The 14042-nt window shown below is 38.4% G+C and carries 9 protein-coding genes and 2 pseudogenes; 9 read left to right on the top strand and 2 right to left on the bottom strand.

Going from position 1 to position 14042, the window contains the following annotated elements; genetic code table 11:
* Positions 1–120: 120 nt before the first annotated feature.
* A complete protein-coding gene (gene hutH / locus AAHB15_RS05400) occupies positions 121–1635 on the bottom strand; it encodes a histidine ammonia-lyase (protein WP_342041928.1) in 1515 nt (504 codons plus the stop codon).
* Between the two features lie 346 nt (positions 1636–1981).
* Between hutH and AAHB15_RS05395 the strand changes: the two genes are divergently transcribed.
* From AAHB15_RS05395 to AAHB15_RS05360, 8 genes and pseudogenes are all read left to right on the top strand, one after another.
* The gene (locus AAHB15_RS05395) at positions 1982–3502 is read left to right on the top strand and encodes a helix-turn-helix domain-containing protein (protein WP_342041927.1); all 1521 of its coding nucleotides are present in this window, start codon (positions 1982–1984) and stop codon (positions 3500–3502) included.
* 196 nt (positions 3503–3698) lie between these two features.
* A complete protein-coding gene (hutU, locus tag AAHB15_RS05390) occupies positions 3699–5372 on the top strand; it encodes a urocanate hydratase (RefSeq protein WP_342041926.1) in 1674 nt (557 codons plus the stop codon).
* A 21-nt stretch (positions 5373–5393) separates the two neighbouring features.
* Positions 5394–6689 carry an imidazolonepropionase gene (gene hutI / locus AAHB15_RS05385; RefSeq protein WP_335574167.1) on the top strand — a complete coding sequence of 432 codons (1296 nt, stop codon included), beginning with the start codon at positions 5394–5396 and terminating at the stop codon, positions 6687–6689.
* Positions 6661–7659, top strand: a complete 999-nt coding sequence (locus tag AAHB15_RS05380; RefSeq protein WP_342041925.1) for an agmatinase family protein — start codon at positions 6661–6663, stop codon at positions 7657–7659. The genes hutI and AAHB15_RS05380 overlap by 29 nt, the downstream gene beginning before the upstream one ends.
* A 295-nt stretch (positions 7660–7954) precedes the next feature.
* A pseudogene (locus AAHB15_RS05375) lies at positions 7955–8943 on the top strand (LacI family DNA-binding transcriptional regulator).
* Positions 8936–9814: a ribokinase gene (rbsK, locus tag AAHB15_RS05370; RefSeq protein ID WP_342041924.1), complete on the top strand. Its 879-nt coding sequence runs from the start codon at positions 8936–8938 to the stop codon at positions 9812–9814. Before AAHB15_RS05375 ends, rbsK begins: the two are co-directional and overlap by 8 nt.
* Positions 9815–9875: 61 nt before the next feature.
* Positions 9876–10172, top strand: a pseudogene (locus AAHB15_RS05365) (RbsD/FucU domain-containing protein); the annotation flags it as partial.
* Positions 10173–10634: 462 nt separating this feature from the next.
* Positions 10635–10964: a hypothetical protein gene (locus tag AAHB15_RS05360; RefSeq protein ID WP_342041923.1), complete on the top strand. Its 330-nt coding sequence runs from the start codon at positions 10635–10637 to the stop codon at positions 10962–10964.
* A 472-nt stretch (positions 10965–11436) separates the two neighbouring features.
* On the opposite strand, the gene AAHB15_RS05355 is transcribed toward AAHB15_RS05360, so the two are convergent.
* Positions 11437–12375: a LysR family transcriptional regulator gene (locus AAHB15_RS05355; RefSeq protein ID WP_342041922.1), complete on the bottom strand. Its 939-nt coding sequence runs from the start codon at positions 12373–12375 to the stop codon at positions 11437–11439.
* 124 nt (positions 12376–12499) lie between these two features.
* On the opposite strand from AAHB15_RS05355, the gene garD reads away from it, so the two are divergent.
* Positions 12500–14014, top strand: a complete 1515-nt coding sequence (gene garD / locus AAHB15_RS05350; RefSeq protein WP_342041921.1) for a galactarate dehydratase — start codon at positions 12500–12502, stop codon at positions 14012–14014.
* Positions 14015–14042: the final 28 nt, after the last annotated feature.

The following is a 14042-nucleotide window of genomic DNA, read 5'->3' as shown; positions in this document are numbered from 1 at the left end:
TTTATAGAACTGTTTACTCGATACTGAGGAGCCCGGGTATAGTTTCCCCACTATTCCCGTGGCTGGCTCCTTATGAACTTTAAGAATTATCCAATCTTTCAGATATTTATTAAGTAATATTTATTTGATAAAGTCCAATTGCTTGAGGACTTTAAGATCCATTGTTTTTAGGCCTTCAGCAGCTTTTTCAATATCTTTTGAGAATATGCGGTCCTTTTTAATAGAAGGAACCATTTCTCTTCCTTTTTCATAAAGCAGCTTTGTTTGGCTCGCCATTTTTTCAAAACCACGGTATTCAACCGCTTGCATCGCACAAATCAACTCAATAGCCAGGACTCTTCTTGTATTCTGTATAATTTGATGTGCATGCCTTGAAGCTATTGTTCCCATGCTCACATGATCTTCTTGATTGGCGGAAGATGGAATTGAATCAACACTTGCTGGATGCGCCAACGTTTTGTTTTCTGATACAAGAGAAGCGGCTACATATTGCATAATCATAGCACCTGATTGCAGGCCTGGCTCTGGGCTTAAAAATGGCGGTAAATCATTTAACTGTGGATTGACTAACCGTTCAATCCGTCTTTCGGAAATATTTGCCATTTCCGCAACAGCAATCTTCATAAAGTCCATCGCAAAAGCGATTGGTTGGCCGTGGAAATTACCGCCAGATATTACTTTTTCACCGTCATTAAAAATTAATGGATTATCTGTTGCTGCGTTCATTTCGATTTCCAGTTTTTCTTTAACATAATCAAGTGCTTGCCATGTAGCACCATGAACTTGCGGGATGCAGCGGAGAGAATAAGCATCCTGGACTCGCAATTCCCCTTGCTGGGTTGTCAATGAACTATCGCTTAAGTACCCGCGGATACGTGCGGCTGTATCAATTTGCTGTTGATATCCCCTTGCTATATGAACCTCTTCAGCAAAGGCATCAATAATCCCATTTAATCCTTCAATCGTCATGGAGGAAATTAATTCACTTTGGAATGCAAGTTGTTCCGCCTCAAGATAGCCGACAACTCCCATAGCTGTCATTGCCTGGGTTCCATTAATCAGAGCGAGGCCTTCCTTTGCTTCAAGTATAACCGGGAAAATTCCTTCTTGCTGAAAAGCTTCAAGTGAAGGTAGTCGATTTCCCTTGTAGAATACTTCGCCTTCGCCGATTAGCACTAACGCCAAATGTGAAAGCGGTGCCAAATCTCCGCTTGCTCCAAGAGAACCTTGCTGCGGAATGACAGGGATAATATCTTTGTTTACCAAATCTATTAATCTTTCGATAACAAGCGGTCTAATTCCGGAATAGCCTTTTAAAAGGGCATTAGCACGGAGTAGAACCATTGCTTTTGCGACAACCTCGGGAAAAGGATCACCTACTCCACATGCGTGGGAGCGAATTAGATTAAGCTGAAGATCCTGAACATATTCTTTATTAATGAGAACATCACTAAATTTACCAAACCCTGTGGTAATCCCATAGACGACTCTGGATTCTGAAACGATTTTTTCTACTGCTTCCCGGCTTTTTGCGGCAGCTTGCATACTCTTTTCTGAAGCGCTGATCTTTTGTTTTCCGTATAAAACTTCCTTCATTTGTTCAAGTGTTAAACTTTGCCCTGTCAATGTAATCATTTTTTTCTCTCCTCTATCACTTTAGTAGAATAAAGAAAGAGGCTGGATTCCGATTTTTTTAAAATTGGAGTCCAGCCTCTTTTAAATCATTGATTAAATTTTGTTGTGTTTTTTTACGCAGTCTCTGTTTCATCGGTTTTCCACCCCTTTCTATTTTTAATCCTATTGCTATGAAAATAATTCTATTTTGCAGCATCTATATTTGTCAATATATTTTTCTGAATTTTAGCACAATATCACTTTAGCACAATAATAAATGAAAGGCGTAAAACCTGCCAATCTAAATAATACTGATTTAGACAATCCATATTTTGTTGTATACTCGATTGAAGAGGGGGGACGAAATGTGGAAGGAAAATGGCTGATTGCTGACCGAGATTTAAACGAACGAGAAGGATTAAAATGGCTGTTAAAGACATCTTCCATTCCTGTTGATAACATCTTTTTAGCCTCTAATTTTCAGGAGTTTATCATGTTGTTTGAACAAAAAAATCCTGATATTGTCTTAATGGAACTCGATATGATTGCAAATGAGGAATGGTCAACCTTCCGTGAATTGATCCAGATTTATGGTCCTATATTGCTGCTGACCAGTGCAGAAGCAACATTTGAAAAAGCCAGATTAGCCATTGACCTGCAGGCATTGGACTTAATGATTAAGCCCTTTTCAACAACCAAGGTTAAAACTGCTTATCAATCTGCAGCAAGGCAATTTACCAAAAATAATCATGAACATGGAAGTTTACACACAAATTCCAATAAAGACATAACATATGAATCCTTATTTATCTCTTCTCATTCAACTAATAACGAGAATTTTAAACTAGCTGCATTTCAATCTGAAAATAATGATAAGGTTGGGACACTCTATTCCTTTTTAGCTGAATACCCATTTAAAGACTTACATGGTGTTTTCGCTTTAAGTGATCTGGTCATCCTTTTGTTCAAGGAAAAATGCCTTGACTTAAAAGAACAATGCCAAAAAGCAATTAGAAAGTGGGAAGAGGATTTTTCTGAATCACTGGCAATTGTGATCGATACAGGAAAATCCTTAGGTCTGACTCTCCATGAGAAGTATCTCCAAACTAGGAAGATGTTGGAATTCACCTATTATAAAGGGTACCGGCAGGTCTTTGAATTTGACTATTCTTCAGATTGGGCGCATATTGATCCATTTTTAACACCTCCGGAACAAAGGGATTGGATTGACATGCTTTCAAACCTGCAGTTAGATAAAATTAAAAAATGGCTTTATGATGAATTTTTACAGCTTAAAGATTCGTTCCCCGATCCGGGATTAGTTAGGATTCGTCTTACAAGTATCCTTGCTCAAATAAGAAGATTTATGAGAACGAACAATTTGATTGCGGACGAAATCTATGAATGGGAATATCGGTTTATTTTCAATTCGATTTTGTATGATGCTGTTCTTTACCGCACAGTCCAAAATCTGATTCTATTTATTCAAAAGATAGTTTCCGGGGCAGAGACGAATTCCAGAAATTATAAACAGGATCCGATTGAGCGCGGCATATCGTTTATGGAAACAAATTTTGCTCAAGTTGATTTGAAGCTTGATGATGTTGCAAAATATGTGGATAGAAATTCATCCTATTTCAGTCATATGCTGATTTCAAAAACGGGCAAAGGGTTTACTGAGATCCTATCGGGGATGAGGATGAAAGAAGCGAAACGGTTATTAACCGAAACAAGCAAGCCTATCAAAGAAATTTCGCTGCTCGTTGGCTACCATAATGCCAACTATTTTAGCAGGAGCTTTAAAGAAATGAACGGGATGTCTCCAAAAGAATTCAGATTAACAAACGCACAGCAAATAAAAGGAGAAATGACTCAGTCACAGGACTGAGTCATTTTTTTGATAAAAAAACTAAAGAAAATGCTAATTTTCTAATAAAATCATCTTTTTTACCATTCTTATTTATAGGATAAGCATCATTTTCAAAAAAAATTATCACTTATCTATTCTCAGCATGATTTATTTAAAATGACTGACATCTTAGAATTGCAAGTATAGAAAATTTAATTCTAGGAGAGTGAATTTTATGGAAACGAATACAGCTGGAAAGAGACTAATTAAAAACTACAATGGGTCTGAATTACACGCCAAGGGCTGGATTCAAGAGGCTGCCCTTCGTATGCTGTTAAATAACCTTGACCAAGAAGTTGCTGAAAGACCGGAAGACTTAGTGGTTTACGGTGGGATTGGCAAGGCAGCACGTAACTGGGAATCTTTCGATGCAATTGTTAAATCGCTTTTAGAATTAGAGGAAGATGAAACGCTTTTAATTCAATCTGGTAAACCAGTTGTTATTTGGAAATCTCATAAGGATGCACCACGGGTATTACTTGCAAATTCAAACTTAGTTCCTGCATGGGCCAATTGGGAACATTTCCACGAGCTTGATAAAAAAGGCCTAATGATGTATGGACAAATGACTGCCGGAAGCTGGATTTATATCGGAAGTCAGGGGATTGTTCAGGGGACGTACGAGACATTTGCTGAGCTTGCCCGACAGGAATTTGGAGGATCATTAAAACATACCATTACTTTAACAGCGGGACTGGGCGGAATGGGCGGCGCTCAACCTTTAGCAGTAACCATGAATGATGGTGTATGTATTGCGATTGATGTAGATGAAACAAGGATCGACCGCAGGATTGAAACCCGCTACCTTGATGTAAAAACTAACGATTTAGATGAAGCACTTAAATGGGCATTCGATGCTAAAAAAGAGGGAAAAGGTTTATCTATTGGTTTATTAGGGAACGCAGCTGAAGTTTTACCACTTATGATCGAAAGGGGCTTCAACCCTGATGTATTAACAGACCAGACTTCTGCACACGATCCATTGAATGGATATGTACCAGCAGGCTATTTTTTAGAGGAAGCCGCAGAATTACGAAAAGCAGATCCTGCTACATACGTCCAACTTTCCAAACAAAGCATGGCAGTACATGTAAAAGCAATGTTAACGATGCAGCAAAAAGGTGCGGTAACATTTGACTATGGTAACAACATCCGCCAGGTCGCAAAGGATGAAGGGGTTGATAATGCTTTTGACTTCCCTGGTTTCGTTCCAGCGTACATTCGTCCATTGTTCTGTGAAGGGAAAGGTCCATTCCGTTGGGCTGCCTTATCAGGGGATCCTGAAGATATCCGTAAAATAGATGAAGCTTTACTTCGAGAATTTAAAGATGATGAGCATCTTTGCAAATGGGTTAAAATGGCACAGGAAAGAATTGCGTTCCAAGGACTTCCTGCCCGTATTTGCTGGTTAGGATATGGGGACCGTGCCCGCTTCGGCAAAGTTATTAACGATATGGTTGCTTCAGGAGAGGTTTCCGCGCCAATTGTTATCGGACGTGATCACCTGGATGCAGGCTCTGTTGCCTCACCAAACCGTGAAACCGAAGCAATGAAAGATGGCAGTGATGCAGTTTCCGACTGGCCGATCCTCAATGCAATGATCAATGCTGTCGGCGGTGCCAGCTGGGTTTCTCTTCACCACGGCGGAGGCGTAGGTATGGGTTATTCTCAACACTCCGGTATGGTAATTGTAGCCGATGGCACGAAAGAAGCTGAAATCCGCTTGCAAAGAGTACTAACTACTGACCCGGGAATGGGCGTTGTTCGTCACGCAGATGCAGGTTATGAGTTAGCAATCAAAACTGCAAAAGAAAAAGGCATCAAAATGCCAATGCTGCCACAAGATTAAAATGGAGAGGATGAGAAGCAAATGACTGCACTTTTTATTAGAAATGCTTCTCAGCTCGTTACTTTACAGGGGAACTCTCATGCTCCCCGTGTAAAGGAAGCGATGTCTGAGCTTACCATAATTGAGAATGGAAGTGTTTGGATCGAAAACGGTATCATCCATGCTGTTGGCAAAGATGAAGATCTTGTTGCAAAGTATAAAGGGCGTCTACATGAAGCACAAATAATCGATGCAAGCGGAAAACTCGTGACACCAGGACTTGTCGATCCACATACACATCTCGTTTTTGCAGGTAGCAGGGAAAGTGAGTTTAATATGCGGCTAGAAGGTGCTACCTATATGGAAATCATGAATGGCGGCGGCGGAATCCACGCAACAACTATAGCAACCAAGGCAGCAACTAAAGATGAACTTTTTAATGAAAGCTATGAACGATTAAATCAATTTCTACTTCATGGTGTGACAACCGTTGAAGCGAAAAGCGGCTACGGGATGGAGTGGGAAACTGAATTGAAGCAGCTTGAGGTAGCGAAGGAACTTAATGAGAGGCATGTCATTGATGTGGTTCCAACCTTTATGGGTGCCCATGCTGTACCTAGAGAATATAAAGAAAATCCCGAGGCGTTCATCGATCTTCTTATTAAAATAATGATTCCAAAGGTAGCGCAACTCGGCTTGGCGGAATTTAATGATGTTTTCTGTGAACATGGAGTTTTCACACCGGAGCAATCCAAACGAATTCTTGAAGCTGGCAAAAGTTGCGGTTTGATTCCAAAAATCCATGCTGATGAAATTGAGCCATATCAAGGTGCGGAACTTGCTGCAGAAATTGGTGCCATTTCAGCTGATCACCTTTTAAAAGCTTCAGAACAAGGTATGAAGGCAATGGCTGAAAAAGGCGTTGTCGCTGTATTACTCCCTGGAACCGCTTATTTTTTAATGGCTGAGTCCGCAAATGGAAGAAAAATGATTGATTTAGGAGTACCAGTGGCACTTTCCACCGATTGTAACCCAGGCTCATCCCCAACGGTATCTTTGCCATTTATTATGAATCTAGGCTGTATGAAGATGGGCATGACTCCTGCTGAGGTGATCACGGCTGCAACAATTAATGCAGCACATGCAATCAACCGCGGTAAAGAGATTGGCAGTTTAGAAGTTGGTAAAAAGGGTGACATAACCATTTTTAATGTAGGAAATTATATGAGGCTTCAATATTCCTATGGAGTGAATCATACGGATACCGTTGTGAAAAACGGTCAGGTGGTTGTGAGAGGAGGAAAATTAATTGAAGAGCTTTCTATTTCCAAAAATTAATCCTCCAAGTTTTACATGGGTTAGGCCGGAATCTGGTGTTGTTTCAAAAGTTCATGAATGGATTCAGCCAATAACAAAAGAAAGCGATCCCGAGAAAAGTAAAACCACTGACTTCGTCGTAGTCGGCGTCCCGCTTTCACGGTCATCCATCAGTGCATCAGGTGCATCTGAATTTCCAGACTTTTTCAGACGTGCATGGAAAGGCTTCTCTACATATAATCTTGATGAAGATATTGATTTATCTGATCGGACGGCATTTGATGTCGGGGATGTTCCGATGCATGTAACTGATATAAAAAAATGCCATGATAATATCATCGAGGCATCTGCATCCCTTCATAAACATTTCCAAACATCTGTGATTTGTGCGATTGGAGGAGACCATTCAATTACTGCAATGATGGTAAAAGGGCTTCATCAGGCAAAGCCAAATGAAAAAATTGGTATCCTGCAGTTTGATACACACTTTGATCTAAGGGATATGACAGATAATGGACCTTCCAACGGCACACCGATGCGGAATTTGATTGAAAGTGGCGTCGTCCGTGGCAGCGATTTGTACAATATCGGTCTTCATGGATTTTTTAATACAAAGGACCTAAAAAAATATGCCGATGAACACGCTGTTAACTATATAACAATTGGCAATGCAAGAAAGAAAGGTATTAAAGAAACTGTACTCCAAAGTTTAGAAGAGTTAGCTTCAAAAGTTGATACTATCTATTTAACTGTTGATATGGATGTACTTGATATTGCTTATGCTCCAGGGGTGCCGGCCTCAACGCCGGGAGGCATGACAACAACAGAACTGCTGGAAGGAGTACTAGCAGCGGGGTGCCATCCAAAGGTAAAGGCAATGGACATCGTCTGTCTGGATCCACTAAAGGATTCTCAAGTACAGCCAACAGTTAAACTTGGTACGCATGTATTTTTAACCTTTCTTACCGGCGTAATGCTGCGGCAAGGATAATTGATAGGAATCAGGTGATACTGGTTCGGCTAGTTTTTTTGTAAAATCACCAACATCCCTTGTGTTGTCAATTACAGTCCACACATGTGGAGTGTGTAGCAATAATTATAAGTTCGAAACAAAAACAAGCCTAATCTATACATGATTGGGCTATTTTTTTTGTATCATATCCGTGGAACAAATCTGTGAAAAAAGAATTGTTGAGGGCAGCACTGTGACATTATATTTATTGCATAAAAAAATAATAGGTGTTAATCTTTTTGTGTAATCGATTACATATTAGAGGTGAAACAAAATGGCTACAATACGGGATGTTGCAAAAAAAGCAGGAGTATCTGTAGCAACGGTTTCCAGAGCATTAAATGATAATGGATATGTTCATGAAGATACTAGAAAACTAGTAGAAGGAGCGATTAAAGAATTAAATTATAAGCCAAATGAAGTGGCAAGGTCTTTATATAAAAAAAAATCAAGGTTAATTGGTTTATTGCTTCCGGATATTCGAAATCCCTTTTTTCCTGGGTTAGCACGGGGTGTTGAAGATGAGATGCAGGAGCATGGTCTACGGCTGATTATTGGAAATGCGGATGAGAAACCAGAAAAAGAAATTGATTATATTGAAACTTTTAAACAAAACAATGTAATCGGTATCATCTCAGCGACGAATCAAACAGAAATAAGCCACTATGAAAATTTAACCTTCCCAGTAGTATTTCTCGACCGGACATCCAATCAACATCCCTCTGTTTATGCGGATGGATTGGCTGGTGGAAAAATGGCAGCAAAAGAAATCATTAGAAGGGGAAGTAAGCGGATTACTCTGCTTAAAGGACCGATGGAACTAAGGACAGCTCAGGATCGATTTAAAGTGCAATAGATGAGCTTTGTAATTCTAATGTAGATTTTAATGTAATGACCACTGCATCGTTTACTTTTGCTGATGCTGAAAAAACAGCCCGAGAATTATTTGAAAAATTTCCTGAAACAGATGGAGTGATTGCCGGTAATGATCTTGGTGCTGCAGCTATTTTGCATGAAGCATTAAGAAGAGGCATTTTAATTCCAGATGATGAGCAAATTATTGGCTATGATGATATACCGCTAAGCAGTTTACTTTTTCCACCTTTGTCAACGATTAGGCAGCCAGCGTATGATATGGGAAGAGAAGCAGCGAAACTATTAATTGAAATTATTGATAATGAGGTCATAGAGCATAAAAATATTCAATTGCCCGTTACATTTATTAACAGGCAAACAACTAGAAAGGTTGAGTACATTGGCTAAATTAACAGTTATCGGAAGTTCATCGATGGATTTAGTTGTTACCGCCCCAAAAAGACCAAGTAAGGGTGAAACTATTTTGGGAGAATCATTTAAAACTGTCCCCGGCGGCAAAGGAGCAAACCAGGCTGTTGCAGCCTCCAGGTTGGGTGCAGAAGTATATATGATTGGATGTGTTGGGGACGATGCATTCGGAAAAGCTATACTCGAAAATTTTAAGAAGAATCATGTGTTAACGACTTATGTGGAACCGGTTACAGGTATGGAAAGCGGTACTGCTCATATTACCCTTGCGGAGGGTGATAACAGCATTATTGTCGTAAAGGGTGCCAATAATTATGTAACACCTGAATTTGTAGAAAAGGCCCTGGATGTCATTCGTGAATCAGATATTGTTCTTATTCAACAGGAAATCCCTGAAGAAACAGTTGAATATGTCAGCGAAAAATGCCACCAATTTGGAGTTCCACTATTACTAAACCCTGCGCCGGCTCGGCCAATCCGTAAAGAGGTAATCGAAAAGGCAGCCTATCTTACACCAAATGAGCTGGAAACATCGATTCTTTTCGACAAAAAAAATCTGCACGAGTCATTAATAGAGTATCCAAACAAGGTATTTATCACTGAAGGCAAAAATGGTGTCCGCTTCCATAATGGTGAAAAGGAGATAGTTGTTCCTTCGTACCCGGTTGAGGCTTTAGATACAACAGGTGCAGGAGATACCTTTAACGCTGCCTTTGCTGTTGCACTTGCTGAGGGAAAAAGCTTTGAAGAAAGTATTCGATTTGCCAATCGTGCTGCCTCATTATCGGTTACAAAGTTTGGTGCACAGGGCGGGATGCCAACACGGAAAGAAGTAGAGGAGAGTATGTAAAAGGAAACGCCATGGAATATTAAACAGTCATTTTACTAAAGTGTAAACTGACCTTGGTCATACGGATCATATTGTCATCGCGGATGCGGGATTACTGATTCCGGAAGGCGTTACTAGAATTGATTTAGCTCTCAAACCAGGAATGCCTTCCTTTAAAGAGGTTTTGGACGTAGTTGCAGACGATATGGTAATTGAAAAGTGTATTATAGCATCTGAAATAGAAGCGGGAAATCCCCAAATGGAACAATATTTAACAAATAAATTTGCCGATATAGAAGTGGAACGGGTTACAGAATTTTTTTTGATATTTTGGAAGAAGTACTCCAATGTTAATTGGACGAGCAACAACACATATTAGGGTATGAAGTTATATTAAGTGGAAGAAGAGATTCTGAAGGATACCACTATCAGGGTACTTTAATGATTTACTAATATGTTCACATAATTGTAGAAAAGCTTTTGAAAAGACTAAATTTATATGAATTCTAATGTGATATTATTCTATCTATAGGAGGTGGCAAAATGGAAACATGACAATAATTACTTTTTAAATTTTAGAGTTTTTGTCCACCGGCATTTTCCCCATCAAAACAATGATTTTATGAAAACCTTTTAAATTATGAAAACGTTTATGAACAACCTTCTTATTAAATCTTCACATTTTTCCACTTTTACACCTATTCCTTCCATGTTATTTCAAGAAAATCATTTAATAAAAAAATAGACCTGGAAGGATAGTAAACCATGTAAACATATCATTATAAGTTTCCTAAGACTAATTATTTCTGATAAGTAAATTTATATCTGAAGGAGAATGATAATGGGCCACGATATATCAGGATACAATAAAGTAGGAGAAGAAATTGCTTATGCTCGTTTTAGCATGGGGAATTATAATGCTACCATACTGTATAATTTACTTGATGCAAATAATTACTATGCAGGAGTTAGTGAATCAGGCGGCAGTTCTACCTTCTCGATACAACAAATTGAAAAGGCTTTGAATGCCTTTAAACAATTTTATAAAAATAGCGATTCCCTGTTAGAAAGTGATTCCTTACCTTGGGATCAAAAACAAATCCTGAATTTTATACAAAATTGTTTAGCAACAGCAAAAATGGAAGGGGGTGTAAGAGTATATTTTGGCTAATGTATTAAGACTGTTTGCTAAAATCCTCAATTTCGCTGTATATCCATATAACTTTATAGTAGCAATTACCTTCATATGTAAATACTAGCATTCCATCTCCAGAAAATCTTATGAATTTTTTTTATCCCCCAAAAAAGTCCTGCTAAATTTAGACATTTATTATTTTATCGACAAATTCAATTCATGTACCCTATTAATATTACTAATCATCCTCTGTCGGTGGTCGTCTAATTAACGAGATAAGAGAGATTCGTTTTACATTATTGGCGATGAAATAATCGATTTCTAATAGATTGATAGATGAAGTAAAAAAATGAATTTTTCTTTTTTTGTGCAAAAAGGGGAAAAGGTTGTAACAGTGAGTAAAGGTCCCATACAAAGGGGCCTTTTTGTGCGACGGGGAGTCGTGTAGAGTGTTGAACTAAGTCGACACTCTAACTGCCATAAAATGGTCTTTTTTTATCTGTCCATTTTATGGGTTACAGCTCATTCCCTTTGGGTGATTTAATTTAGTGGACCAATAATTACCGGCAATCTTAATAAAGTCTCTAGCAGGATTACTTAAGTAAGTACCTTTCTTATAAGATGCACATATTTCCCAAACAGGTTTTTGCTTGATTAAGAAGTAAGTGACGTTTGAGTTTTGTTTGGCATAAGCAATTGGAATGATGGAACAGCATATTCCTTCAGCAACCATATTATATAAGTTATGGCAGCTCCTTGTTTCTAACAATATATATGGATTAAAATCTTCGGCGTTAGTGAGCTTATCATAAATTTCTCGAAGAGTTGATCCTTTTTGCATAAGGGCAAAAGTATCGTTCTTAAAACGGTCTAAGCTTATTTCAGGAAGTAAATCGCCGAGTTTTCCTCCGATATGGGCAAGGGAATGCCCTTTGGGAACTGCTAAAATAATTTCTTCCAAACCGATTTGAATATATTCATCATTTGTTTTTTGGTAATCTTGCAAAGTTACAAACCCAATATCGAGATTCCCAATTGATATTTCATGTTGTTGTTGTTTCACAGGTAGTTCAATGGGTTCAATTTTTACATTTGGATAATTTTTGTAAAAAGCAGGATAGATAGATGCAAACATTTCAGGACCGCGTTCGGGAGTTAAGCCAATACTAAGCTTTCCTTTTTTTATATCCACTAAATCATTAATTTGGTTGTAGGTATCTTTTTTTATACGTACCATTTTTTTGGCATTTTCAATATAAATTTCACCTGCCTGCGTCGGATGCCAATTGGTTCTTGAACGAACAAAAAGTTGTGTTCCCAGCTCTTTTTCTAATTTTAAAAGCTGCTGATTTAATGCTGATTGAGTTATAAAAAGTTTTTCGGAAGCTTTTGTAATATTGTTTTCCTCAGCGATTTTAATCATATATTCCAACTGTTTTAGATCCATTTGAAATTCTCCTCATTACTCTTAGTTTTTCTTATAGAATTCTAAAAATAATCACTTTTACTTTATATACGATCTAAGAGTACAATTGTTTTGAGAATAGAACAAGAGTTTAGGAGGTAACGCAGTGGAAAATCGTATTATTAAAATTAATGATAATGATAACGTTGCCATCACAGTAAATGCCATTCCAGCCGGTACCATTGTCAACGATGCTATTCAAGCAAACCAAGATATTCCCCAAGGACATAAAATTGCATTATGCAATATCGGAGAAGGCGATTCAATAGTCCGGTATGGCGTCACTTTAGGATATGCATTACATTCCATTAAAAAGGGCGACTGGATCAATGAACATATGTTGGAACTTCCAATTCCTCCATCATTGGATGAGATGGAGTTTGCAACCAATTTAATTACAGATCTGCCAGAACCACCAGTTAGGACGTTCATGGGTTATCCAAACAAAAACGGAGGATATGCTGGAACAAGAAATATACTGGGAATTGTCACAACTGTTCAATGCGTAACAGGTGTTTTAAATAATGCGGTAAAGAGAATTAAACAAGAACTTCTTCCTAAATATCCAAATGTAGATGATGTTGTAGTGATAAATCATGCATATGGATGCGGTGTTGCGATCAATGCCCCTGAAGCAAAAATCCCGATTCGAATGTTGCAAAACATGGTCAAACATCCGAATTTCGGTGGAGAGACTATGATTATCTCTTTGGGATGTGAAAAACTAACATTAGAAATGTTATTGGATGCGGAATATAACACTTCAGACAATGTGGTTACGTTTCAAAACGAAAAAGGTCATTATGCTATCATGGCACAAATTATGAAAATGGCTGAAAACAAATTAAAAAAATTGAATGAAAGAGTTCGTGTTGAACTGCCTCTCTCTCAGTTATGCATTGGATTACAATGCGGTGGAAGTGATGCTTTCTCAGGTGTAACAGCTAATCCATCCGCCGGTTATGCTGCCGATATGTTAGTCAATGCGGGTGCAACCGTCATGTTTTCTGAAGTAACCGAGGTCCGTGATGGTGTCCATATCATTGCAGAGCGTTGTGTGAACGAAGAAGTTGGGAAAAAACTAGCTGATGAGATGAAATGGTATGATCAATACCTAAATAATGGTCAAGTGGACCGTTCAGCGAATCCAACACCTGGAAATAAAAAGGGTGGTCTATCGAATATTGTTGAAAAGGCAATGGGGTCGATTGCTAAATCTGGTATATCTCCGATTGTAGAAGTTCTTTCACCAGGAGAAAGACCAATGAAAAAGGGTATGATTTTTGCAGCAACTCCAGCCAGTGACTTTGTATGTGGCTCATGCCAGTTATCTAGTGGTATCACGCTCCAAGTCTTTATAACAGGACGAGGAACTCCTTATGGATTAGAAGTTGTACCAGTAATCAAAGTATGTTCAAGAAATGATATGAAAGATATGTGGCAAGATTTGATAGATGTAAATGCAGGGCCAATTGCAACAGGTGAAGCAACCATTCAAGAAATTGGAACTCAATTATTCAACGAAATTATCGATGTTGCCAGCGGAAGAAAACAAACTTTTGCAGAAAAATACGAAATTTATAATGATTTTACCCTGTTTAATCCAGCACCAATAACCTGATTAAAAGGATAAACAGCTGTTTTCCCGC

Origin of the sequence: Bacillus sp. OTU2372 (assembly GCF_038440275.1) — a bacterium.
Taxonomy (GTDB): domain Bacteria; phylum Bacillota; class Bacilli; order Bacillales; family Cytobacillaceae; genus Neobacillus; species Neobacillus bataviensis_B.
The sequence above is the reverse complement of the archived record's forward strand: the minus strand, read 5'-3'. Positions and strand labels throughout refer to the sequence as shown.